Here is a 23,771-nt window from a genome sequence, read left to right as displayed (position 1 = left end):
GTGCCATACTCGCCGCGTGACTGCGCCCATGCACCTGCCGACGTTCTTCGTCCGCCAGCGGATCACCATGATGGTCAACCGTTACGAGATCCGCGGCGTCGGCCCGGACGGGGGTGAAGGGGAGCTGATCGCGTTCGCGCAGCAGAAGCGGATGAAGCTGCGCGAGGAGATCATCTTCTACTCGGACGAGACGCGTACCCGTCAGGTGTTCTCGTTCAAGGCCAGGCAGAAGCTCGACGTGCACGCCGAGCACGACGTGTACGACGAACACGGGCAGGCGCTCGGCGGGTTCAGCAAGGAGTTCGGCAAGAGCCTGCTGCGGTCGACGTGGCAACTCCACGGGCCGGGTTACTCCGCGAAGGGGCAGGAGCGCAGCAAGTTCGTCGCCATTCTCCGCCGGGTCTGGACGATGATCCCGTACCTCGGCGACGTCTGGGTGCCGTTCCTGTTCCACTTCGACTTCACCGACAACGAGACCGGACAGCCCGTGATGACCAGCCAGAAGGGCATCGCGATCCGGGACAAGTACACGATCAGCGTGCCCGACCCCCGCATCGACGTCCGGGTGGCCGCGAGCATGGCCGTCGCGCTCGACGCGCTGCAGTCACGCTGAGGTCGTGGCGCGGGCCGGTGTCACGGGCTCCGGTCCGACTCGCGGCTCCGGTCGGCCTTCGGGCTTTCAGACGGCCTTCGGGCTTTCAGACGGCGGAGCGGCGTAGGTGGTCGACGTAGTCGTCGACGGCGGTGATCAGTTCGCGGTCGTCGGCGAGGGCGGCGTCCAGCGCGGCAACCACCGGGCGGGCGCCGTCGGCCGAGCGGGCGAGGGTGACGAGTTCGTCGGCGCGCGGATCGACGACGTCTCTGTCCCGCAGGTGGATCAGCCACCCGGCCAGCGCCGCGACCGCGGGTTCGGGAAGGCGCAGGCGCGACCGTTCGGCCCGCAGCACCGGCAGGATCCGGGCGGGGAGCTTCTCCGAGCCGCCGACGGCGATGTGCAGCAGGCGGTGCCGGATGCCGCGGGACGAGAATCGCCGCAGCAGGCGGTCGCGGTAGTCGGCGAGATCTTCGGCGGGCAGCGACGCGTGCCGCGAGGCGGTGTCCCACCACGATTCGACCAGCGCCGCCAGCGGGGGATGCCGCACGGCCTCGTCGACGGTGGCGCAGCCCAGCGCGGGTCCGGTGTAGGCCAGCAGCGTGTGCGCACCGTTGAGGAACCACAGTTTCCGCTGTTCGTAACCGGCGAGGTCGTCGACGAACCGGGCGCCGGCGTTCTCCCACGCAGGCCTGCCGAGGGGGAATCGTCCGGCGAGCAGCCACTCGCTGAACGGCTCGGTCACCACCGGGGCGTGGTCGGCGAACCCGGTCAGCCGGGCGGCCGTGGTGGCGTCGTCCTCGCCGGCGACGGGGGTGATGCGGTCGACGACGGTGTCGACGAACGACACGTGCTCCTCGAGCCACGAGCGGAACGTGGAGTCCTCGCCCTCGGCGGCGCCGCGCATGGCCTCCCGCAGCACATCGCCGTTGCCGGGCAGGTTGTCGCAGGGCACGAGCGCGATGGGGGCGCCGCCCGCGCGGTGACGTCCACGCAGACCGGCGAGCACCCGGTCGATCGCACTCCCGTCACCGGCGGTGCGGTAGCCCGCCTCGGTGATCGTCAGCGTCAGCAGTGCGACGTCGGGCGAGGCCAGGTCGGCGAGCCACCGCTCGGTGTCGCCGCCCGGGTGGGCGCGGCTGATCGAGTCGACGAGCTCGGCCTGCGGCTGCCCGTTGCCGCGCACCTGCAGCGTGTACAGCCCGTCCTGCTCGGTGAGTGTGCGCGGCAGGTCGGCGTTGCGGAACGTGTACGCCGCGACTCCCCAGTCCGGATCGGCCATCGTGTACACGGCCTGGTGCGCTCGGTGGAATGCGCCGAGTCCGAGGTGGACGGCACGGACCGGGGCAGGCGGGCCCGTCCCGGCGGAGGCGCGCGTGAGCCGGGGCGGCGAAGTCGGCGGGGTCTGCGGTGTCGGCATCAGAGTCGGAATGCTGCGCGGGGCTGGCGGTCGTGCAGGTCGTGGATCACCCGTGCGGCGTCGTCCTCGTCGATCAGATGCTCGGCGACGAGACCGGACAGGTGGGCCGCGTCGACCCGGCGGGCGGTGTCGTGGCGTGCCGGGATGGAGCAGAACCCGCGCGTGTCGTCGATGAACCCGGCGTTGCGGTAGAAGCCGGCCGTCTCGGTGACCGCGTCGCGGAACCGGTGCATCGCGCGGGGAGCGTCGAGGAACCACCACGGCGCGCCGAGATACACCGACGGGTAGAACCCGGCCAGCGGTGCGAGTTCGCGGGAGAACACGGTCTCGTCGAGGGTGAACACGACCGTCTGGAATCGCGGGTTCGTGCCGAAGCGTTCCAGCATCGGCTGCAGCGCCCCGGTGAACTCGGCCTGCAACGGGATGTCGTGGCCGGTGTCGGGGCCGAAGCGTCGCAACGTCTCCGGATGGTGGCCCCGCCGGACGCCGGTGTGCAGCGCCATGACCATGCCGTCCTCACTGGACATTCGTGCCATCTCGCCGAGGAGCTGCTGCGACAGCAATCGCGCGTCGTCGTCGCTGCCCGTTCCGGAGTGGACTCGCCGGAACAGCCGCTGCGCCTCGTCGCCGTCGAGGAAGGCCGTGCGGGCGTCCGGAGCGCTGTGATCGGTCGCCGTGGCGCCGTGGGCACGGAAGTACTCCCGGCGGTTCTCCAGCGCCCGCACGAATCCGGTGTAGTCGCCGGTGTCGATCCCGCTCGCCTCGGCGAGTGCGTCCAGCGCCGCGGGCCAGTCGGGTGTGGACGCATCGAGGTAGCGGTCCGGGCGGAACGTGGGCACCACGCGGCCCGACCACGACGGATCCTCGGTGAGTGCGCGGTGGTGGGCCAGATCGTCGGCCGGGTCGTCGGTGGTGGCCAGCGCTTCGATGCCGAACGACTCGTACAGCGCGCGCGGCCGGAACTCGGGCAGGCTCAGCCGCTCGGTGAGTTCGTCGAAGAGCTCGTCGGCGGTGGCGGCCGAGGGCTGCACCGTCACGCCCAGGACGTCGTGGAGCTCGGCCTCGATCCACTGCCTCGACGCCGTGCCGAGGAACAGATGCCAGTGCTCGCAGAAGGCGCGCCACACCTCGCGCGGTGCGGCCTGCTCGGCCCCGTCGCTGTCACGCACGCCGAGTTCGTTCATGGTCAGGCCGTGGGCGTGCAGCAGGCGGGTCACGTAGTGGTCCGGGGTGACCAACAGCGACGCCGGGTCGGTGAACGGCTCGTCGTCGGCGAGCAGCCTGGCCTCGACGTGACCGTGCGGGCTGATCACCGGCAGGTCGCGGACGCTGTCGTACAGCCGCCGTGCGATACCGCGCTGTGTGGGCTCCGGTGGCAACAGCCGGTCGGGGTGCGGAGCCAGCGGCGCCCGCCCGCCGCGCGGAACGTCGCGTGGCGCGTTCGCCGAGCCCAGATTCCTGGTCTCCCGGTCGGAACGGGCTGCGGGAGAGGGGTCGGATGCGGGTGTGTCTGCCGTGCCGCCGTGCATGCGGGCAGCCTCGCCGCCGCGCGCAGCCTATGCAACTGGTTGCCGTCAGTTGTCATCACCGGGACCGGATGTCACCGGGCGGGGTCGCCTGCCGGTGGGGGAGCCGTGGAACCGCGGGTCACGAGGTGGGCGTCGAACAGCGTCGACTCCGGTGTCGTGTGGTGGGCGAGCTGTGCGTGCAGCGCGTCGACGGCGGCTCTGCCGAGCCGTTCGGTCGGCCCCGAGATCGTCGTCAGCGCGGGCACGGTGAGGTCGACCCCGAAGATGTCGTCGCACCCGATGAGGCTGAAGTCCGTGGGAACGCTCACCCCTGCGGCCTGCAGCCGTTGCAGGGTGCCGATCGCGATGAGGTCGTTGTAGGCGATCGCCGCAGTGGTGCGCTGCAGCATCAGCGCGTCGGCGGCCTCGTGGCCGCCCTGGCGGTTCGGCGGGTGCGGCCCGAGGAACGTCGCGTCGAGGCAGAGTGCGGCCGACTCCTCGCGCACGGCCTGCCAGCGTGCACCGTTGATCCACGAGTTCCGCGGGCCGGACAGGTACGCGATGCGCCGATGACCGATGGCCGCCAGGTGGCGCACCGCCTTGCGCATCCCGCCCGCGGTGTCGACGACCAGGCTCGGGATGCCGTCGATCTCGCGGTTGACGATGGCCAGCGGGCGGTGCTGGGCGAGCTGGCGGATGACGTCGTCGGACAACCGCGAGGTGGCCAGGATCGCGCCGCTCGTGGTCGCCAGTAGTTGCCGCAGGTTGCTGACCTCGACCCGCGGCGACTCGTCGCTGTCGGTCAGGGCGAGCGTGTAGTCCCCGGTCAGTGCTTGCGCCTGGGCGGCCTTGATCAGCGGTGCGTAGTACGGGTTGGCGATGTCGGTGACGACCAGCGTCATCGTCCGTGCCCGGCCGGGCGCCTCCGCGCGGGCGAGCGGCCGCGGCACGTAGCCGATCTCGTCTGCGGCGGTGCGGACCTTCTCGCGGGTCGTGGGGTTGACCCGGCTCGGGTGGGAGAACGTGCGGGACACGGTCGACGCGGCGACCCCGCAGTGTCGGGCCACGTCGTAGATCGTCGGCCTGGGTTCGCCCACTCCTGATACCTCCGCGACCGGTCGTGCCTGGTGGCAACAAATGGCAACCGATTGTCAGTCTATGGGACGGCTCTTACGTTGAACCGATCGCGAGCCCCCGGTCACGTCCGCCGGCCGTGTGCGCACGGCGGACCCGGCGGCCACTCGTCGTTTGCAGTCAAGGAGGACCAGTGCTCATCGAGCGCGCGGACGTCATCGTCACCAGCCCTGGGCGCAACTTCGTCACGCTCAAGATCACCACGGATGACGGGGTGGTCGGCTACGGCGACGGCACGCTGAACGGCCGGGAGCTGGCCGTGGCGAGCTACCTCACCGACCACGTCGTGCCGCTGCTGACGGGCCGCGACGCGCACGCCATCGAGGACACCTGGCAGTACCTGTACCGCGGCGCGTACTGGCGGCGCGGCCCGGTGACGATGGCGGCGATCGCCGCCGTGGACACCGCGCTGTGGGACATCAAGGCCAAGGTCGCCGGACTCCCGCTGTACCAGCTGCTCGGCGGCGCCAGCCGGGAGCGGTGCCTGGTTTACGGCCACGCCAGCGGCAAGGATGTCCCGGAGCTGTTCGACTCGGTCCGCAAGCACCTCGACGAGGGGTTCCGCGCCATCCGCATCCAGACCGGCGTGCCGGGACTGGACTCGGTGTACGGCGTGGCCTCCAGCGCGGCCGCATCGGTCGGCGGTGGCGACAGCGACGCCCGCTACGACTACGAGCCCGCCCGCCGTGCGGCGCTGCCCGCCGAGGAGACCTGGGACACGCGCGCCTATTTGCGGCACGTGCCGTCGGTGTTCGAGGCGGTCCGCGGCGAGTTCGGCGAGGACATCGCGCTGCTGCACGACGCGCACCACCGGCTGACCCCGATCCAGGCGGCCAAGCTCGGCAAATCACTGGAGCCCTACGACCTGTTCTGGCTCGAGGACGTCACGCCCGCAGAGAACCAGGAAGCGTTGCGGTGGGTGCGTCACCACACGACCACGCCGCTGGCGATCGGCGAGGTGTTCAACTCGATCTGGGACTATCAGCACCTGATTCGCGAACAGCTCATCGACTACGTGCGCTCACCGATCACGCACGCGGGCGGCATCACCAGCGTGCGCCGGATCATGGACTACGCGGCCATGTACCAGATCAAGTCCGGCATGCACGGTCCGACGGACGTCTCGCCGGTCGGGCTCGCCGCCGCCGTGCACCTCGGCCTGGCACTGCACAACTTCGGCATCCAGGAGTACATGGTCCACAGCCGGGAGACCCACGAGGTGTTCGGTCCGACCTACGAGTTCGCCCGCGGCGGTCTGCGACCGAGCGAGGAACCGGGTCTCGGCATCCACATCGACGAGGAGCTGGCCGCGCGGTACCCGTACGAGCGGGCGTACCTGCCGGTGAACCGGTTGCGGGACGGAACCGTTCATGATTGGTGAGTCGCGCCCGCACCCCGTCGTTTCCGCGTCGGAACAGGTGCAGGCGTCGTCTCCCGGACAGTAAGCAATTCGTCGGATCGAGAGAAGTTCCCGTGCGTGTCACATCACGAGTCGAACGAGTGCAGCGGGCAGGCGAGTGGGTCCGGATTCACACCGACGGTGTCGAAATCCGGCTCGTCGTCGTGGCCGACGGCATTCTGCGCATTCGAGCCGGTTTCGACGGCGATTTCGCCGAGGAGTCCTACACGCTGACCACGACGGCGTGGCCCGACCGGCTCGACGCGTTCTTCGGCGCCGAACGCACCCGGGTGGTGCCGGAGCCGTTCGAACTCGACGACCGGGGCGACCACGTCCGCATGACCGGCGGGAACCTGCGGGTGGACATCGAGAAGGACCCGTTCCGGATCCGCGTCCACGACGCCGAGGGAACCCTGCTGCACTCCGACGTCGCCGGGCTCGGCTACCTGGCCGACGCGAACGGCCGCCGCAGCCACACGAGCGAGATCTCCGCCGGCGACGCCTTCTACGGTTTCGGTGAGACCACCGGTCCGCTGAACAAGGCGCAGAAGCTCATCACGATGAGCCCGAAGGATGCGCTCGGTTACGACCCACGCGAAACCGATCCGCTGTACAAACACATCCCGTTCTATCTCAAGTTGAACCGGGAGAACCGGAAAGCGGTCGGCTATTTCTACCACAACACCTACGACTGCGAATTCGATCTCGGCAGGCAGCGGAGCAATTACTGGCCCCCGCACAGCCGCTACCGCGCGGACGGCGGCGACGTCGACCTCTTCCTCATCGCGGGTCCGGGTATGCGGGACGTGGTGCGGCGCTACGCGACACTCACCGGCAGGCCGCCGCTGCTGCCCAAGTACGCGCTGGGCTACCTGGCCTCGTCCATGTATTACTCCGAAGTGGACTCCGACGGCGACAGGGCGATCACCGATTTCATCGACCTCGCCCGGGAAGAGGGAATCCCCGTCGACGGGTTCCAGCTCTCGTCCGGCTACACCACCCAGGACACCGAGGCCGGGCCGAAGCGATGCGTCTTCACGTGGAACGAGCGCCGGTTCCCCGACCCCGAGGCCTTCTTCGCGGCGATGGCCGAGTGCGGCATCACCGTGTCACCGAACGTCAAGCCCGGCGTCCTCGACGTCCACCCTGGACTCGAGGAATTTCGCGACCAGGACGTCTTCGTCACCCGCAGCGCCGACGCCGCCGAGGCTCACGGCGAAGGGCCCGCGGTCGGGGCCTGGTGGGGCGGGCAGGGCCGGTTCGTCGACTTCACCAAGCCCGCCGCGCGGGAGGCGTGGCGGGCTTGGCTCACCGACGCGGTGCTGAGGAAGGGCACGACGTCGGTGTGGAACGACAACTGCGAGTACGACGGCATCGTCGACACCGACTCCCGGGTCGACTTCGAGGGCGCCGGATCGACGATCGGCCGGCTGCGCAGCGTGATGCCGAATCTCATGTGCCACGTGAGTCGTGACGCCGTCGCGGAGACGGCGCCGAACGCCCGGCCGTTCATCGTGTGCCGTTCCGGTCACGCCGGCATCCAGCGCTACGCCCAGAGCTGGGCCGGTGACAACGCCACGTCGTGGGAGTCGTTGCGGCACAACGTCGCCACGATCCTCGGGATGGGCCTGTCCGGCTTTCCGCACCACGGCTGCGACATCGGCGGATTCCATGGGCCCGCGCCGGATCCGGAGCTGCTGGTCCGCTGGGTCCAGCACGGCGTCTTCCAGCCGCGGCTGTCGATCCACTCGGTCAACTCCGACAACACGGTGACCGAACCGTGGATGTACCCCGACCACACGCACTACGTCCGGGACGCCATCAAGCTGCGCTACCGGCTCTTCCCGTACCTGTACTCGCTCACGGCGCGGGCCGCGGCGACCGGCGGGCCGATCATGGAGCCGCTGGTCAGCGTCTTCCAGGACGACCCGGCCGTCGACGAGGTCTTCGAGGATTTCATGCTCGGCGACTCGCTGCTCGTCGCGAACGTGCTCGACCCGGGGCTCGACACCCGCAGCGTGCACCTGCCCGCGGGCGAGGTGTTCTACGACTTCTGGACCCGGGAACGCCACGAGGGCGGCCGGGTCGTGGACAGGCCGGTCGATCTCGGCTCCATCCCGCTGCTGCTGCGCGGCGGCGGCATCGTGCCGCTCGCGGAGAACCGCCTGGACAGCCTCACCCGCGACGAGGTGACGGAGCTGCGGCTGATCTGTGTCCCGGACCGGGACGGACGGTTCACGCTGTACGAGGACGACGGCCTCACCCGCGATCACGAACGGGGCGCGTTCCGAGAGACCGAGGTCCGCATGAGCGCAGGGGAGCGGGTGCAGGTGCAGCTGTCCCGGCGCGGCGAGTACCGCAGCTCCGTCCAGAGGCTGCTGTTCGACGTCGTCCGGCCGGGGCGGTGTCCGCACCGCGTCGACCTCGACGGCGAGCGCCTCCCGCAGTTCCTGCACCGCGGCCGGTTCGACGCCGCCGAGATGGGCTGGCACTACGACATCGGGCTCGGGTCCGTGCTGATCAAAACCCCCGATCCCGGCGGTGATCTCACCGTCGACGTCTCGTTCGAGCCCGTCGACATGATCGGCATGTGAGGAAGGCAGGCCATGAGGAACCGACTGATCAGTGGCATCAGCGGCATCGTTGCCCTGATCCTCGTCGCGGCCGTGGGCGCGTGCGCGCCCACGTCGGGCGCACGGACGAGCGTCGAGGCGACACCGCAGAACCCGCTGGTGTTGACCCTGGCGAACAACCTCGGCGACGACCACGTCACCTCCCAGGCGCTCGCCTCGTTCGCCGAGGACGTCGAGCGGCGCAGCGGCGGCCGGATCGTGGTGAAGATCTACGGCAACGGCCAGCTGGGCGACGAACCGGACGTGCTCGGCCAGCTCCACGAGGGCATCGTCGACATGACGCGGGTCAGCGCGCCGGGACTGGCGACCTACGACCCCGGTTACCACACCTTCGGCCTGCCGTACCTGTTCGACTCCGAGCGGGAGTTCCACGAGGTGATGGACTCGCCCGAGATGGCGGAGTACTTCCGTTCCACGGCGGACAAGGGATTCCTCGGCCTCACCTATTACAGCTCCGGTGCGCGGTCGTTCTACACGCGGGGCACCCCCGTGCGGAAGCCGGCGGACCTGCGGGGGCTGAAGCTGCGCGTGCAGGACATGCGGTCCCAGACCGATTTCGTCGGTGCGCTTGGAGCCGCACCGGTCGTGATGGCCTTCGGCGACACCTACACCTCGCTGCAGACCGGCCTGATCGACGGCGCAGAGAGCAACGAGACCGTGTTGACCGACAGCGCGCACGGCGAGGTGTCCAAAGTGTTCTCGATGACCGAGCACACCTGGATCCCGGACATGCTCGTGATCGGCACCGAGACGTGGGACCGGCTTTCCCCGGCCGACGCGAAACTGCTCTCCGAGGCCGCCCGTGCCTCGACCGAGCGGCAGAAGGTCGCGTGGGCGAAGCGCATCGAGGAGTCGGTCGCCGAGGCGAAGGAGATGGGCGTCCGGTTCGTCACCGACGTCGACACCGAGGCCTTCCGGAAGGCCACCCGGCCTGTCGTCGACCGATACGCCGCGCAGTACCCGGAGGTCGCACAGCTCCTCTCGGTCATCGAGTCGGGAAGGAACTGAGGATCTATGACCACACGCGATCGCCTGAACCGGGTCCGGCGGGTACTCGGCGGCGTCCTCGCCGCCGTCGCGGGCACCCTGCTCGTCCTCATGACCCTGTTGGTGCTGTACCAGGTGTTCACCCGCTACGTGCTGGGAACGCCCGCGGCCTTCACCGAGGAACTCGTGCGCTACGCCCTCATCTGGACGTCGATGATCAGCGCCGCGTACGCCTTCCTGCACCGCAAGCACATGTCGTTGCTGTTCCTGCGGGACAAGTTCGCGCCTCCGGTGCAGCGCGGGCTGATCGTCGGCACGGACGTCCTCGTGCTGGTGTTCGCCGTCGTCGTGCTGGTGATCGGCGGCACGATGCTCGCGCTCAGCGCGGACACCAACTACTCGGCGTTGCTGGGAGTGTCGCGCGGCCTGGTCTACACGATCGGACCGATCGCCGGTGTGGCGATCGTGTTCGCGCAGGTGCTCAACATCTGGGAGGACCTCACCGGTGAGGTCCCGATCGAGACGGAGGGGACAGACTGATGGGTGCTCTGACCGCGGCCGCCATCCTGTTCGGCGCCTTCCTCATCCTGCTGTTCTCCGGCGTGCCCATCTCGGTCTCGCTCGGTGTCGCCTCGCTGGTGACCGCGCTGATGTTCCTGCCGTGGGATGACGCCACCTACATCGTCGGCCAGCAGATGAACGTCGGCATCGAGAGCTTCTCGTTGCTGGCCGTCCCGCTGTTCATCTTCGCGGGCAACATCATGAACACCGGTGGCATCGCCCGCAGACTCGTCGACCTCGCGCTCGTCGCGGTGGGACGGGTACCGGGCGCACTGGCTCACACCAACGTGCTGGCCAACACCCTGTTCGGGTCCCTGTCCGGTTCGGCCGTCGCGTCGGCCGCCGCGGTCGGCAGCACCCTGCACGACCGCCAGAAGGAGGCGGGCTACGACCCCGCGTTCGGTGCCGCGGTGAACGTCGCCTCCGCCCCGACCGGCCTGCTCATCCCGCCGACGACGGCCGCGATCGTCTACTCGACCGTCGCGGGCGGGGTGTCGGTGTCGGCGCTGTTCATGGCCGGATACGTACCGGGCATCCTCATGGGCCTCGTGATCATGACGATCGCGTACGTGTTCACGCGGCGGCAGCGGTACCCGAAGCTGGGCCGAGTCGGGATGGCCGAGGCCGCGCGGGTGCTCCTCAGGGCCGTGCCCGGACTGCTGCTGATCGTCGTCGTGGTGGGCGGCATCGTGTTCGGCGTCTTCACCGCGACCGAGGGTGCCGGCATCGCCGTGCTGTACACCCTGGTGCTGGCGCTGGCGTACCGCAGCATGTCGTGGCGGGATCTCAAGGAGGTCGTGACCCGCACGGTCACCGCGACCGGCATCGTCATGTTCCTCATCGCCGCGTCCGCGGGCATGTCCTGGGTGATGGCCTACACCGGTATCCCGGGGGCCATCACGGACACGCTGCTGTCGGTCGCCGACTCGAAGACGGTCATCCTGCTGCTGATGCTCCTCGTGCTGCTGATCGTCGGCACGTTCATGGACATCACGCCGGCGATCCTCATCTTCACGCCGATCCTGCTGCCGATCTCCGAGGAACTCGGAATGGACCCGGTCCACTTCGGCATGGTGCTCATCCTCGCGATGTGCATCGGAACGATGACTCCGCCCGTGGGTTCGGTCCTGTTCGTCGGCACCGGCGTCAGCGGCGTGTCGATCGAACAGGTCGTGCCGAAACTGTTGCCGTACTTCGCCGGACTCATCGTGGTACTGCTGGCCGTCACGTTCGTGCCCGAGTTGTCGCTCGGGCTGCCCGGCGTGATGGGCCTGCTCGAGTGATGCCGGGGGATCACGGATTCCGCACGGCGAGCACGAGGCCGGCAGGCAGGTCGTCGACGATGTCGAACGCGCCGCCGCGGAAGGACGCGGGGTCGAAGGTGACGCGGTTGTTGAAGTACCAGCCGCCGTCGTCCTTCCGCAGCACGAACACGTCGATGCCGCCGAACCGCGTGTCGGCCGACGCGGCCGCGAACCGCTCGGGATCCGTGATCGCCTCGAGTTTCTCCAGCTCGGCCGACCGATCGGTGTAGCGCATGAGGCTGTTGGCCGAGTAGTGGCCGCGCTGCAGGTAGCCCCACCAGAGCTCGTAGGCGTAGAGCCGCATGTCGGTCGACAGTGACATCGGCCGCGCGTCGGGGCCGAGTCGTGCCTCGACCTCGGCGGCGATCCGGTCCGCGGGCATCGGCGTGGCGACCAGGTCTCGCGGGACGAACCTGGACGGTTCGCCGTCGGGGCCCGGCTGCATGTGGGCGTGCAGCGCGGGATTGGGTTCGAGCTGAGACTGCTGTACCTGCGGTTCCGCGTCGGCGAAACCCTTGGGGTTGCCGGGTGTCCACTTGTCCCACGCCAGCAGTCCCGACGACACCAGCAGCACGGCCAGTGCGGCGACGCCGACACTGCGCGGCGGTACGAGCCGGAACCGCTCGGCCAGCGGTTTTGCCGCGCGCACCAGCGTGAGCACGCCGGCCGTCACCAGCACCATGGTCACCATGCGGGGGATCTTCACGAGGAACCCGGTGTGCCCGTTGCCGACCAACTGGACCATGTAGACGGCCCAGTACAGGTAGATGCCGCCGAGCAACAGCAGCATGGGCAGGGCCCACCATTCGCGCTTGCGGTACCAGAACAGGCCGAACAGTCCGACCAGAGTCAGCAGTCCGATGGGGGTGACCTCGAGGAACGGCAGCGGCACCGGATCCTCGCCGATGACGATGTTCGGATAGGTGTCGGAGACGACGTTGCGCGTCTTCGTGAGGTAGGCCCACACCAGCGGGACGACGTACCACGACGACACGACGACCGAGGTCACCAGCACGCCGAGGAGATGGAGCAGGTACGGCTTGCGGTTCGGTCGCAGCAGCCGTGCGGCGATGATCGCCAGTCCGCCTGCCGCGCCGAACACCAGGTACCCGGTGTAGGTGCAGACGAACAGCCCACCGATGACGCCCGCGGGCAGCCAGTGCAGACCGCCCCGCTCGCGCGACAGGCCCGCGAACGTGGCGAGCGCCCACGGCACGAACACCGCGAGGGTGAGGATCTCGTAGCTCTTGTGACCGTGCATGAACACGACCGGGGCGACGGCGGCCATGGCCAGTGCGACGGGCGGGGTCGTGAGCCTGCGCCACAGCAGAAAGGCCACGAGCGCCGACGCCGAGATGAACAGGATCTCCATGCCCCCGACCAGGCTCCAGGTGGGCCGGTCGAGAAGTTCGGAGGCGCGGGCCACCAGCCACGGATACAGCACGGGGTACTCGGACGGCAGTCCGGGAAGGAACGCGTCGGTGCTGCGCCACGTGGTGGTCAGCCGGTTGGCCAGCGCGGACATCCGGACGGTGTCCCAGTTGTGCAGCTCGTTGTGGCCGAAGGGCGTGCCGTGCAGCGCGTTGATGAGTACCAGACCGATCCAGCCCGCGTACAGACCCGCGACCGCGCCCGCGAGGCGGTCGGAGGCGAACCGGATCGCCAGTGCGATCGCGATGACGGCGACCACGGCTCCGGCGGCGATCGGCGTGACCGCCCCGCGCAGGGTGAGCGGGCTGAGGCCGGCTACCTCGACCAGCAGCCACGACAGCGCCATCATGGCGACGTAGCCTGCGATGGCCGTGGTGGACGGTCCGATCCGACGTCCGATCCGCCGCGCGACCCGGCGTGTGACACCGCCCGCGGGCTGCCGCGGGCCCGGTGCGTCGAGGTCCTTCTCGTCCGCGTCGGTGTTCACGTCGGCTCCCAGCGTGGTGGTACTCACGCTCGGCACTCTATAGCCGCCCATCGTCGGCACTGCGTGTGCTGCGGCGTCGCCATCGCATGGTCACGGCTCGCTGTGGTGGTGGTCGCTGTGGGTGGTGGACGTGCCCGCACGCAGGTCGTCCTGTCTCTGCGCCGAGTGGCAGATGCACGATGGCCACCGGCGGTCCGGAGGAGAGACCCCCGGGCCGCCGGTGGAGTCGTCAGGCGCCGATCGTGGCGGTGTCGATCACGAAGCGGTAGCGCACGTCGCTGGCCGACACGCGCTCGTAGGCCTCGTTGACGTCGTCGGCAGAGATCGTTTCGATCTCTGCGCCGATCCCGTGCTCGGCGCAGAAGTTCAGCATCTCCTGGGTCTCCGGGATGCCGCCGATCATCGAACCGGCCAGCGCCTTGTTGCCCGCGATCAGTGAGAACGCGTTGTACGACAGCGGCTCGCCGGGCGCGCCGACGTTCACCATCGCGCCGCCGGTCCGCAGCAGCCCGAGGTAGGCGTCGACCGGGATCTGTGCCGACACGGTGTTGAGGATCAGGTCGAACCGCCCGCGCAGCACGTCGAAGGTCGACTCGTCGGCGGTGGCGTAGTAGTCGGTCGCGCCGAGCCGCTTGCCGTCCTTCTGCTTCTTCAGGCTCTGGCTCAGCACCGTCACCTCGGCGCCCATCGCGGCCGCCAGCTTCACCGCCATGTGGCCCAGGCCGCCGAGGCCGACGACCGCGACCTTCTTGCCGGGGCCGGCGCCCCACTGGCGCAGCGGCGAGTAGGTGGTGACGCCCGCGCAGAGCAGCGGCGCGGCGACGTCGAGGCCGATGCCGTCCGGGATCCGGCACACGAAGGCGCTGGTGACGACGACCTGCCGGCTGTAGCCGCCGTAGGTGGGCTCGCCGTCGAAGCCGACGCCGTTGTAGGTCTGCACGTTGCCCTTGACGCAGAACTGCTCGGTGCCCGCCTGGCAGTACTCGCACTCGCCGCACGAGTCGACCATGCAGCCGACGCCGACCCGGTCTCCGACCTGGTACTCGGTCACCGCGGAGCCGACCGCGGCGACCGTGCCCGCGATCTCGTGCCCGGGCACCATCGGGAAGATCGCCTCGCCCCATTCGCCGCGGGCCTGGTGGATGTCGCTGTGGCAGATACCCGCGTAGGCGATGTCGATCAGGACGTCGTCGGGACGCAGGTCGCGCCGCTCGATCGTCGTCTGCTCGAGCGGCGCCCCAGGGCCGGGCGCGGCGATGGCGTGCGTCGTTGTGCTCATCAGAACTCCTGAGATACTCGATCACGAGGCCCGATGTAAGGGCCCTCTCACGTAACGACGTGAGAGGGGTCTTACATATTCCGATGTAGAAATGTGATCACGGCCATGGGTGACCGGTACCACCGCGGCGAGCTTCGTGACGAGCTCGTCCGCGTCGCGCTCGACCTCATCGCAGAGCAGGGGGTCGCCGGGTTCTCCGTGGCCGAGGTGGCCCGCCGTGCGCGGGTCAGCCCGGGTGCGCCGTACCGGCATTTCCCCGAGCGGGAGAGCCTGCTCGCCGCCGTCGCCACGGCCGTCGCGAGCAGGCTCGCCGACCGGGTCGCCGCCGCGGCCGACGGCATCGCCGACCCCGCCGAGGCGCTCTCCGCGGCGGCGGGCGCCTACACCGAGTACGTCATCGAACGCCGCGCCGGCATGAACGTCATCTACGCGGACGGGCTTCAGGGCGGTGAGTACATCGAACTGCACGAGCAGACCCGGCGGCTGACGGACCGGTTCCTCATGCTGTGCTTCGCGGTCTCCGACCGGCCCGAGAACGCGCTCGAACTCATGGAGCAGCTGTTCACGCAGGCCCACGGCTACGGCATGTTCTGGCTCGACGGCGTGTTCACGAAGCACGGCTACGCGCCCGAACTGGTGGTGCGCAAGTCCGTCGCCGCGGCCCGGCTCGTCATCGAGGGCCATCGGCACTCCGAGAACCACTGAACCGACCCGAGAACTGCTGAACCGACCCGAGAACCACTGAACCGACGAGGAGGACCGCACGTGACCGAGGGACCGATCGAGACCGGCCCGCGCCCGCCCGAAGGACTGCGCGTCATCGGCGCCGCGGACGTGACCGCGACGATCGAGGGGAATCGCGAAGGCGCCCTGGACGCCGTCCGTGCCGCCTACCTGGCGCACGCCGACGGTGCGAGCAGCAATCCGCATTCGAGTTTCCTGCGCTTTCCCGACCGGCCGCGGGACCGGATCATCGCGCTGCCCGCGTTCCTCGACGACGGTGCCGCGCCGCGGTCGGGCATCAAATGGATCGCCAGCTACCCCGGCAACGTCGCCCACGGCTTTCCTCGGGCCTCGGCGACGATGGTGCTCAACGACTACGACACCGGCTACCCGTACGCGCTGCTCGAGGCGTCGATCGTCTCCGCGACGCGCACGGCGGCCTCCGCTGTGCTGGGCGCGCAGGAACTGCTCGGTGAGCGCAGGGCGGGCAAGGTCGGATTCGTCGGCACGGGCTTGATCAGCGACCACGTGCGGATGTTCCTGCGTGACCTGTCGTGGCAGGTCGGTGAGTTCGCGCTGTTCGACACCGACCGCGGCAACGCCGAGCGGTTCGCCGGTGTGCTCGCCGCCGACGGTCCCGATGCGCCCGTGACGGTCGTCGACGACGTCGCCGGCGCGTTCGCCGGTGCGGACCTGGTCGTGGTCGCCACGGTGGCCGGGACGCCGCATCTGACCGATCCCGCGCTGCTCGCCGACGCTCCGGTGGTGCTGCACATCTCGCTGCGCGACTTCGCCCCCGAGCTCGTGCTCACCGCCACCAACGTCACCGACGACGTCGACCACGCCGTCCGGGAGCGGACGTCGCTGCACCTCGCCGAGCAGCAGGTCGGCCACCGGGAGTTCGTGCACGGCACGATCGCCGACGTCGTGCGCGGCGATCTCGCGAGGGAACCGGGGAAGCCGGCGCTCTTCTCGCCGTTCGGAATGGGCGTACTCGACGTCGCGATCGGTGGCTGGGTGTACGACGAGGTCGCCGCGCGCGGTGGTGGACAGCTCATCGGGGACTTCTTCGCTCTGTGACACCACGCTCGCGGCCGACGCCGCGCCCGCGGGCAAGGTCTGGACCTGTGCGGTGGAGGTCGAGACCACCGTCAAGGTTCTTTCTGAATAAAACAAAAATTCGAGTGTGATATTTGCGGCATATCGACACTTTTGTGCTTCTGTATCCCGTTGCGTCACTTTTCATTCAGTGGGTCGAGGAAATCGGCCGTTGGAGTGGGAGGTGGACCTATTCCAGGCCGTGGCCGATCGCGGGCCACGGCGGGCGCGGAGGGCGACACAGATGAACAAGAACGACGGACAGGGCGGCCTGAGCCGGCGAGCACTGCTGCAGGCGGCCGGTGGCGGGGGTGCCGCAGCGGCGGCGATCGTCGGGCTGGGCGCACAACCGGCCGCGGCGCAGTCCGCAGCCGCGCAGGCGGGCCCCGCCGGGAGCCGCAGCCCGGTGGGGCCGCTGAAGGCCGCCGACCCGCACGCGCTGACCCAGCGCACGCGCCCTCGGCGACGGGGCGGGCCCGACGCCGCCGAGATCACCGTCCTGCCGATCGACCGGGCCAAGTTCCTCGCGGGCGCCACGTTCGACCTTCGGGTCGAAGCCGTGGGGGTCGACCCGCAGACGGCACGCATCGACATCCGTGTGAAGGGGCCGAAGGGCCCGGCGGAGATCCTCGTCGGCGAACCCGAACGGACCAGCTCCGCCGACGACAGCCTCGAGATCACCTACCGTGGTCTGCACTATCCCGAACCCGGCGACTACACCGTCGAAGCGAAGGTGCGGTCGGGCAACCGGACGTCGAAGGACGAGGTCGGTCACGAGGTCGTCCTCGCAGAAGCCCCTGCCGCGCCCGCGAAGAACGTGATCTTCTTCCTCGGCGACGGCATGGGCCAGCCGGCTGTCACCGCGGCGCGGATCCTGTCGAAGGGGCTGACCGAGGGCAAGTACCACGGTCTGCTCGAAATGGACCGGATGGACTACCGCGGCTGGTGACCACGTCCGGAATGGACGCGTTGGCCACCGACTCGGCCAACTCGATGTCGGCGTACATGTGCGGGCACAAGTCGTCGGTGAACGCGATGGGCGTCTACGAGGGCAGTGAGCCCGACCCCAACAAGCACCCGCGGGTCGAGACGATGGCCGAACTGCTCAAACGCGTCCGCGGCATGAAGATCGGCGTCGTGACCACCGCGGAGATTCAGGACGCCACCCCCGCCGCGGTGTTCGCGCACACGCGTCGCCGGTCCGAGTACCAGGAGATCATGGACCAGTCGCTGCGCGAGGAGCAGCAGCCGACGGTGTACCTGGGCGGCGGGCTGGCGTCGTTGCTGCCGCAGTCGCACGAGGACTCCTCGCGCGACGACGACCGCGACCTCGTGAAGGAGTTCGCCGACCAGGGTTTCACGCATGTCACCACGAGTGCCGAGCTGACACGTGCGGTGCGGGGCAAGGCTCCGGAGAAACTGCTCGGCACGTTCCACACCGGGAATCTGAACGTCTACCTCGACCGCAAACACGTCAAGAAGCCCGAGGTGCTCGGCAAGTGGGACGATCAGCCCACGCTGACCGAGATGACCGAGGCCGCACTCAAGGTGCTCGAGGATTCCGAGGACGGCTTCTTCCTCATGGTGGAGGGTGCCTCGATCGACAAGATGGAGCACCCGCTCGACGGCCCGCGTGCCGTGTACGACGCGATCGAGCTCGACCAGGCCGTCGGTGTCGCCAAGCGGTGGGCCCAGGGACGTGACGACACGCTCGTCGTGGTCACCGCCGACCACAACCACTCGATGAGCATCGTCGGCACCCACGACCGCCGGGACGCCGCGGGCCGTGACGCGAACGGCGTCTACGGCGACGCCGACTACCCGACCTACTCGGACGAGGACGGTGACGGGTTCCCCGACGACCCGAACCCCGACGTGCAGCTGTTCTTCGGCTGGTCCAACCACCCCGACCACACCGACGACTTCCAGCACAACCACGCCTTCGCCGAGCCCGCGCTCACCGACGAGGACACCGGTAAGGCCGTCGACAACCCGGAGCGCGACCCCGGCGCCGAGCTGCAGGTCGGCAACCTGCCGGGTGAGGAGACGAACTGCGTGCACACAGTCGAGGACGTCGGTGTGTGTACCTCCGGTCCGGGTGCGGCCCGCTTCAACGGCGTACTCGACAACACGGAGGTCTTCTTCGCGGTGATCGACGCGCTCGGCGTCGACGCGCGCAGCTGACACTCGGCGTTCGGGGCCGTGGTCCGGTGTGGCCACGGCCCCGACGGGCCTCGATCGGCAGCCGTGACCGTGCCTCCTCCGTCTTTCCGGACATCGATCTCATCGAGGCGGGCCCGCGCGGCCCGACGGCAACGGTCGAGCGTCGACGTTCACGTGGTCGCGGCGCACGGTGCAGCACCCGCCCACGCGCCGACCGGGGCGTCCTCCGTGGGAAACGCGGAAGTGCAACACGCGCCCCTGAATCCGCAATACGCGCCCCTGAAACCGCAACACGGCCCCGCGAGTGCAGAACACGCGCACGTGGTGCGCCGCCACGGGTGATTCGACGGCGCAGCGGCGGGGTAGACCACGGGTCGAGGTCGCGCGGAACGAGAACGAGGTTGGCCGGATGAGTACGGAAGAGGCCCGTGAGGCGATGGTTGCGCGAGTGCGGCGTGCCGGGGTCACCGATGCGCGGGTGCTCGATGCCATGGCCGTCGTTCCCCGTGAACGGTTCGTCCACCCGGACAGCGCCGGGGAGGCCTACGACGAGAGTCCGCTGCCGATCGGCGCGGGCCAGACGATCTCTGCGCCGGACATGGTCGCCCGGATGGCGGAGATGCTGGACCTGAACCCCGGCGACGAGGTGCTGGAGGTCGGCGCGGGGACCGGGTACGCCGCGGCGGTGCTGTCCCTGTGCGCCGGTCGGGTCGTGGCGATCGAGCGGCAGCCGGAGCTCGCCGGTCGTGCGCGTGAGTTGCTCGCCGAACTCGGTCACGACAACGTCGAGGTCCGCAACGCGGACGGAACCCGCGGCGCCCCGGACCGGGCCCCGTTCGACGCCGTCTCCGTGGCGGCCATGGCCGGTGACATCCCTCGCGCGTTGCTCGACCAGCTCACTCCCGACGGGACGTTGGTGTGCCCGGTGGGAGCCGGGGACACCGGGCAGCTCGTCCGGGTCCGGGGCGGGCGTCGCGAGGACCTCATGCCCGTTGCGTTCGTGCCACTGACCAGCGATCAGTGACCCGCGGCGACGGCCGGGGCCGGCGGGTCCGGAGCCTGCGGTCCCGCGCGGACGTCTCCGCGCAGCACGCGCCGGCCGTCACACCGGTGCCGGCGTCGCATCCTGCAGCGCGGTGGCCTTCCGGTGCAGCTCGCGTGCCTGCTCGACGAGCGCGTTCAGATTCTCGTCGTCCGCGCCCGCGACGTCACGGGTCAGAGCCACATAGTCGTCGACCAGACCGCGGTAGCGCGTGACGAAGTTCCGCTGCGACGTCGTCGCACACCTCGCTCGCGTCGTCGTCGGGGGAGAGGAACCCGACGGTGAGCTTGCGGTTGCCGATCACGCGTTCCGCGGCGTACGTGTCCAGGTCGTAGTCCGGCGCGGCGTGGACCGACGAGGCGCGGAGCGTGCTCGCGACCGGACCGTCGAACAGCCCGCCGCTGACCGCCGCCCAGCCCGCGAGTGCGACGGCGACGAGGACGGCCGGTGTGAACGGCTTCTTGAACACGGTCACCGCCGACCACACTCCCCAGCCTGCGACGACGGTTCCCAGCCCATGACGTAGCGCCGCGGCTCGTAGTCACGACGCCCGATCAGCCGCGCCGTCTCGCTCAGTTCCTCCTCGGCCTTGTCCAGGAGCTTGTGAGCGTTCCTGGTGGCCACGAGGGAGCAGTCGAGTTCCTTCGCCGCGTCGAGGTGCGTGATCGCGCGGGTCAACGACGGGTTGCCGGTCTCCGTCGTCAGCCCCGACACCTCGACCGACAACGCCGACAGCGCGGCCAACCGCACCGTCGGTGGCCTGCCGTGCGAGGGCCTGCGGCGCAGCGCGGTCACCGACAGCACGACGAAGCCCAGCACACACCCGGCGAACACGAACGGCAGCGCAGGCATCGTGACCTGCAGCGGGTCGAACGGTTGATACGGCAGCGGCCGGTCGAACAGGCCTGCATACCGGATGTCGGTGACCTTGTTCAGCCACGCGAACAGGACGTTGTCCTGCGGGTAGTCGTACCGGCCGAGGCGGTCGCCGAGCATGCCGTACACCCCCGCGGTCGCAACCTCGTAGAACTCGTCGCGGTGCGGACCGGCGTAGTCGATGTAGGAGCCGTACACGACGACGACCGGAGTGTCCGGGAACCGGTCGGCGAGGGCCGGTGCGTAGTCCGGAACCGGCCGGCCCGTGTCCTGCCGCGGAAGCGCGGTGTCCTGCCGCGGCGATGCGCCGTCTTGTCGCGGCAACGCGGTGTCTTGTCGTGGCAATGCGACGACCAGCGGTTCGGTGTCGGGGAACGCGTTCGAGGCGTTGCCGGGCACGTCCGACAGCGTCGCGCCCTCGGCCACGTGAACCCCGTCGCGTTCCAGGTCGGCGGCCACGGCGTCGACCTCGGCAGTCGTGGGCTCACGCCACGCCACACGCGGGGCCGCCGGAGGGTCGCCCTCGTCCCGCATACCGGTGATCACCGCGGCGAGCAGCCCGGTGACGTCGCCGGCGGCGAACTGCCGCTGGAACCCGTCGACGTCGTCGGGAACGGCCGTGTACACGCCGCTGCGGACCTTCGTGCCGGTGACCGTGACCAGCTCGAACGGCGCGTCGACGATGGCGGGATCCTCGGCGACGTCGCGCACCCGCTCGGTATCCTGCTCGTCGAGCCCCGGCGGGGCGAACAGCAGCCGCACGCCGTCGATGCCGACGTGCTCGCGCAGCCACCGCCGGTGCCACGTCGCGTTCGACCCCGGAAGCCGGACGACGGGCTCGGCCTGCACGCGCCGGACCATCTCGGCGGTGGAGGGTGCGGAGTGGCCGCTCAGCTCGCCCGCGTCACCTTCCTCGTAATCCGACGACGGCGACTGCCCGTAGCTGACGTCGATGTCGCCCTGGCGCTGGTGGAGGAGGAAGACCACCGCGACGGTGACGGCGACGCCCGCCAGCACCCAACGGGCGAGGCCGAGAGTGCGGTCAGCCATCGCGCGCCTCCCGCCACAGCGGGTCGGCCCGTTCGGCCAGCTCCGTCGCGACCCGGGCCGCGGCCGGGCCACCGCTCAGCGCCTCGGCCTCGGCGAGCAGTCGCCGTGCTTCGGGAACATCGGCGGTGCAGGCGTCGCGGCTCACACCCGCGGCGGCGATCGCCGCTGTCGCCGTCGCCCAGGCCGCGCGTTTCCGGTCCGCGTGCGCGCGCAGCCGGGGCAGGTACGCGCTCGCCACACCGGCGCTGATCAGCACGAGCGCGCCGATCAGCCAGATCGTCCATGTCACCGCAGGAGTATCACCGATGAGCCGCCGCGGCCGGGCCGATACCCGACATCTCGGGCGCAGGTCACACTCCGGGCCCGGTCGCGTGGCCCCTCCCGGACTGAGATCCGGGAGGGGCCACGCCGTGGGGACCGTGCCCGCGGCGCGCTCGGGGTTCGCGACGCGGGCAGGCTCCGCCGCGGCCGGGTACCGGGGGACCGCACCCGGACGTGGCGAGACGGTGCGGACACCGCCCTGCGTCAGGCGTTGTCGGCCTTGAGCATGTCGGAGCACTTCTCGCCGATGGCCATCGTGGTGATGTTGGGGTTCACCGCCACGAGGAACGGCATGGCCGAGGCGTCCGCCACGCGCAACCCGTGCACGCCCTTCACCCGCAGCCGCTCGTCGAGCGGCTTGTCGGCCTCGGCGCCCATCGGGACGGACGCCGCCGGGTGGTAGACGGTGTTGTGGGTGCGGCGGACGTAGTCGGCGATCTCGTCGTCGGTGCGCACATCCGGCCCGGGGAAGAGCTCGGCGCCGGCCCAGTCGCGCATCGCGGGCTGCTCGACGATCTTGCGCGCGAGTGTGACGCCCGCGGTCATGACGCGCATGTCGTGGGGATGCGTGAAGTACCTCGGGTCGACGGCGGGCTTGTCGCGGAAGTCCCTGCTGCGCAGGCGAACCGTACCGGTGGAGCGGGCACGGGTGACGTTCGGCGTCAGGCAGAACGCGTTCTCCGACGTCGGATAGCCCTGCCGCACCGTGTGCATGTCGAACGGCACCGAGCCGTAGTGGAACATCAGGTCCGGCCGGTCGAGGCCGTCCTCGGTGGGGGTGAAGATGCCGATCTCCCACCACTGCGTCGAGTCGGCGACCATCGGCTGTTTCGCGTCCCAGCTGATGACACCTTCGGGGTGGTCCTGCAACGTAGAGCCGACGCCCGGGGAGTCGACCAGCACGTCGACGCCGAACTCGCGCAGGTGCTCGGCCGGGCCGATGCCGGACAGCATGAGTAGCTTCGGCGTGTCGATCGCGCCCGTCGACAGCACGACCTCGCGGCGGGCGGTGACGGCGCGCGTGTGGATCTGGTCGTCGTCGAGGTACTGCACCCCGGTGGCGCGGGTGCCGTCGAAGGTGACCTTCTTCGCCCACGCGTTCGTCCGGATCTCCAGGTTCGGCCGGTCGAGCACGGGATGCAGATACGACACCGACGACGACGAGCGAGTGCCGTCCTCGCGGGCGTTGATCTGGAACCAGTTCGCCCCACGGGTCACGGTCGTACCGGAGTTGAACTCCGTGGTCGGGATGCCCTGCTGCTCGCACGCCTCGAGCAGCGCCACACCGCACGGGTCGTTCGGCGGGACGGTGCGGATGGTCACCGGACCGCTGCGGCCGTGGTGCTCACCGGGGCCGTCGTTGGTCTCCAGCCGCTTGTACAACGGGAAGACGTCCTTCGCGCCCCAGCCCGGCAGGCCCATCGACTCCCACTCGTCGAGGTCCTCGGCGGGCGCCCAGAACGCGATGCACGAGTTGTGCGACGAGCAGCCACCCAGCACGCGCGCACGGGCGTGCCGCATGAACGAGTTGCCGTTCTCCTGCGGCTCGATGAGGTAGTCCCAGTCGTAACCGGACTCCAGCAGTGCCATCCAGCGGTTCAGCTCGAGGATGTTGCGATCGCCCACATCGGACGGTCCGGCCTCGAGCAGGCACACGGTGACGTCGGGGTCCTCGGACAGGCGCGATGCGACCGCGGCGCCCGCGCTGCCACCGCCCACCACGACGTAGTCGAACTGATCGGTCATGGGAATTCCCTTCCGGC

At 69.8% G+C, this 23,771-nt stretch carries 21 protein-coding genes; 11 read left to right on the top strand and 10 right to left on the bottom strand.

Annotated elements, in window-relative coordinates; translation table 11 throughout:
* Positions 1-16 precede the first annotated feature (16 nt).
* Positions 17-613: an LURP-one-related family protein gene (locus FHS23_RS21815; protein ID WP_343054172.1), complete on the top strand. Its 597-nt coding sequence runs from the start codon at positions 17-19 to the stop codon at positions 611-613.
* A gap of 85 nt (positions 614-698) precedes the next feature.
* Here FHS23_RS21815 and FHS23_RS21810 read toward each other — a convergent pair whose 3' ends face one another.
* The 3 genes from FHS23_RS21810 to FHS23_RS21800 all read right to left on the bottom strand — a co-directional run bounded on the left by FHS23_RS21810 (position 699) and on the right by FHS23_RS21800 (position 4,617).
* A complete protein-coding gene (locus FHS23_RS21810) occupies positions 699-2,012 on the bottom strand; it encodes a mannitol dehydrogenase family protein (RefSeq protein ID WP_183659131.1) in 1,314 nt (437 codons plus the stop codon).
* On the bottom strand, positions 2,012-3,541 hold the full coding sequence (uxaC, locus tag FHS23_RS21805) for a glucuronate isomerase (RefSeq protein ID WP_183659129.1): 1,530 nt from the start codon (positions 3,539-3,541) through the stop codon (positions 2,012-2,014). The genes FHS23_RS21810 and uxaC overlap by 1 nt, the downstream gene beginning before the upstream one ends.
* A 71-nt stretch (positions 3,542-3,612) precedes the next feature.
* Positions 3,613-4,617, bottom strand: a complete 1,005-nt coding sequence (locus FHS23_RS21800; RefSeq protein WP_183659127.1) for a substrate-binding domain-containing protein — start codon at positions 4,615-4,617, stop codon at positions 3,613-3,615.
* Positions 4,618-4,787: 170 nt separating this feature from the next.
* Between FHS23_RS21800 and manD the strand changes: the two genes are divergently transcribed.
* The 5 genes from manD (at position 4,788) to FHS23_RS21775 (ending at position 11,517) form a co-directional block, all read left to right on the top strand.
* A complete protein-coding gene (gene manD, locus FHS23_RS21795; RefSeq protein WP_183659125.1) occupies positions 4,788-6,035 on the top strand; it encodes a D-mannonate dehydratase ManD in 1,248 nt (415 codons plus the stop codon).
* A 92-nt stretch (positions 6,036-6,127) separates the two neighbouring features.
* Positions 6,128-8,647: a glycoside hydrolase family 31 protein gene (locus FHS23_RS21790; RefSeq protein ID WP_343054171.1), complete on the top strand. Its 2,520-nt coding sequence runs from the start codon at positions 6,128-6,130 to the stop codon at positions 8,645-8,647.
* A 12-nt stretch (positions 8,648-8,659) separates the two neighbouring features.
* Positions 8,660-9,694 (top strand): TRAP transporter substrate-binding protein, encoded by a 1,035-nt coding sequence (locus tag FHS23_RS21785; RefSeq protein WP_183659123.1) that lies wholly within the window; start codon positions 8,660-8,662, stop codon positions 9,692-9,694.
* A 6-nt stretch (positions 9,695-9,700) separates the two neighbouring features.
* Complete coding sequence (locus FHS23_RS21780) at positions 9,701-10,213, top strand: TRAP transporter small permease (RefSeq protein ID WP_183659121.1); 513 nt, start codon at positions 9,701-9,703, stop codon at positions 10,211-10,213.
* The gene (locus FHS23_RS21775) at positions 10,213-11,517 is read left to right on the top strand and encodes a TRAP transporter large permease (RefSeq protein WP_183659119.1); all 1,305 of its coding nucleotides are present in this window, start codon (positions 10,213-10,215) and stop codon (positions 11,515-11,517) included. Before FHS23_RS21780 ends, FHS23_RS21775 begins: the two co-directional genes overlap by 1 nt.
* A 10-nt stretch (positions 11,518-11,527) precedes the next feature.
* Here FHS23_RS21775 and FHS23_RS21770 read toward each other — a convergent pair whose 3' ends face one another.
* Positions 11,528-13,483 carry an arabinofuranosyltransferase gene (locus FHS23_RS21770; RefSeq protein WP_183659117.1) on the bottom strand — a complete coding sequence of 652 codons (1,956 nt, stop codon included), beginning with the start codon at positions 13,481-13,483 and terminating at the stop codon, positions 11,528-11,530.
* Positions 13,484-13,685: 202 nt separating this feature from the next.
* Positions 13,686-14,735: an NAD(P)-dependent alcohol dehydrogenase gene (locus FHS23_RS21765; protein WP_183659115.1), complete on the bottom strand. Its 1,050-nt coding sequence runs from the start codon at positions 14,733-14,735 to the stop codon at positions 13,686-13,688.
* A 105-nt stretch (positions 14,736-14,840) separates the two neighbouring features.
* Between FHS23_RS21765 and FHS23_RS21760 the strand changes: the two genes are divergently transcribed.
* From FHS23_RS21760 to FHS23_RS21740, 5 genes are all read left to right on the top strand, one after another.
* A complete protein-coding gene (locus tag FHS23_RS21760; protein WP_221219944.1) occupies positions 14,841-15,440 on the top strand; it encodes a TetR/AcrR family transcriptional regulator in 600 nt (199 codons plus the stop codon).
* A gap of 60 nt (positions 15,441-15,500) precedes the next feature.
* Entirely contained in the window at positions 15,501-16,538 is a 1,038-nt protein-coding gene (gene sbnB, locus FHS23_RS21755) for a 2,3-diaminopropionate biosynthesis protein SbnB (RefSeq protein WP_343054169.1), read from the top strand.
* 262 nt (positions 16,539-16,800) lie between these two features.
* Positions 16,801-17,505, top strand: a complete 705-nt coding sequence (locus FHS23_RS23645) for an alkaline phosphatase (protein WP_183659110.1) — start codon at positions 16,801-16,803, stop codon at positions 17,503-17,505.
* Positions 17,502-18,740, top strand: coding sequence for an alkaline phosphatase (locus FHS23_RS21745; protein ID WP_183659108.1), 1,239 nt, complete (start codon positions 17,502-17,504; stop codon positions 18,738-18,740). The genes FHS23_RS23645 and FHS23_RS21745 overlap by 4 nt, the downstream gene beginning before the upstream one ends.
* Before the next feature lie 388 nt (positions 18,741-19,128).
* The gene (locus FHS23_RS21740; RefSeq protein ID WP_183659106.1) at positions 19,129-19,743 is read left to right on the top strand and encodes a protein-L-isoaspartate(D-aspartate) O-methyltransferase; all 615 of its coding nucleotides are present in this window, start codon (positions 19,129-19,131) and stop codon (positions 19,741-19,743) included.
* Between the two features lie 78 nt (positions 19,744-19,821).
* Here FHS23_RS21740 and FHS23_RS23640 read toward each other — a convergent pair whose 3' ends face one another.
* The 5 genes from FHS23_RS23640 to FHS23_RS21720 form a co-directional block, all read right to left on the bottom strand.
* On the bottom strand, positions 19,822-19,944 hold the full coding sequence (locus FHS23_RS23640) for a hypothetical protein (RefSeq protein WP_281372572.1): 123 nt from the start codon (positions 19,942-19,944) through the stop codon (positions 19,822-19,824).
* A complete protein-coding gene (locus tag FHS23_RS21735) occupies positions 19,928-20,236 on the bottom strand; it encodes a hypothetical protein (RefSeq protein WP_183659104.1) in 309 nt (102 codons plus the stop codon). Before FHS23_RS21735 ends, FHS23_RS23640 begins: the two co-directional genes overlap by 17 nt.
* On the bottom strand, positions 20,233-21,687 hold the full coding sequence (locus tag FHS23_RS21730; protein WP_183659102.1) for a hypothetical protein: 1,455 nt from the start codon (positions 21,685-21,687) through the stop codon (positions 20,233-20,235). Before FHS23_RS21730 ends, FHS23_RS21735 begins: the two co-directional genes overlap by 4 nt.
* Entirely contained in the window at positions 21,680-21,976 is a 297-nt protein-coding gene (locus tag FHS23_RS21725; RefSeq protein WP_183659100.1) for a DUF6403 family protein, read from the bottom strand. Before FHS23_RS21725 ends, FHS23_RS21730 begins: the two co-directional genes overlap by 8 nt.
* Positions 21,977-22,212: 236 nt before the next feature.
* Positions 22,213-23,754, bottom strand: coding sequence for a GMC family oxidoreductase (locus FHS23_RS21720; protein WP_183659098.1), 1,542 nt, complete (start codon positions 23,752-23,754; stop codon positions 22,213-22,215).
* Between the last annotated feature and the right edge of the window lie 17 nt (positions 23,755-23,771).

The organism is Prauserella isguenensis (genome assembly GCF_014191605.1).
Lineage (GTDB): Bacteria > Actinomycetota > Actinomycetes > Mycobacteriales > Pseudonocardiaceae > Prauserella > Prauserella isguenensis.
Note: the sequence above shows the minus strand (reverse complement) of the source record. Positions and strands in the feature narration are given on the sequence as shown.

Coding starts and splice junctions, on each gene's coding strand:
- FHS23_RS21810 (WP_183659131.1), bottom strand. CDS start 2,012: ATGCCGACACCGCAGACCCCGCCGACTTCGCCGCCCCGGCTCACGCGC.
- uxaC (WP_183659129.1), bottom strand. CDS start 3,541: ATGCACGGCGGCACGGCAGACACACCCGCATCCGACCCCTCTCCCGCA.
- FHS23_RS21785 (WP_183659123.1), top strand. CDS start 8,660: ATGAGGAACCGACTGATCAGTGGCATCAGCGGCATCGTTGCCCTGATC.
- FHS23_RS21780 (WP_183659121.1), top strand. CDS start 9,701: ATGACCACACGCGATCGCCTGAACCGGGTCCGGCGGGTACTCGGCGGC.
- FHS23_RS21775 (WP_183659119.1), top strand. CDS start 10,213: ATGGGTGCTCTGACCGCGGCCGCCATCCTGTTCGGCGCCTTCCTCATC.
- FHS23_RS21765 (WP_183659115.1), bottom strand. CDS start 14,735: ATGAGCACAACGACGCACGCCATCGCCGCGCCCGGCCCTGGGGCGCCG.
- FHS23_RS21760 (WP_221219944.1), top strand. CDS start 14,841: ATGGGTGACCGGTACCACCGCGGCGAGCTTCGTGACGAGCTCGTCCGC.
- FHS23_RS23645 (WP_183659110.1), top strand. CDS start 16,801: ATGAACAAGAACGACGGACAGGGCGGCCTGAGCCGGCGAGCACTGCTG.
- FHS23_RS21740 (WP_183659106.1), top strand. CDS start 19,129: ATGAGTACGGAAGAGGCCCGTGAGGCGATGGTTGCGCGAGTGCGGCGT.
- FHS23_RS21730 (WP_183659102.1), bottom strand. CDS start 21,687: ATGGCTGACCGCACTCTCGGCCTCGCCCGTTGGGTGCTGGCGGGCGTC.
- FHS23_RS21720 (WP_183659098.1), bottom strand. CDS start 23,754: ATGACCGATCAGTTCGACTACGTCGTGGTGGGCGGTGGCAGCGCGGGC.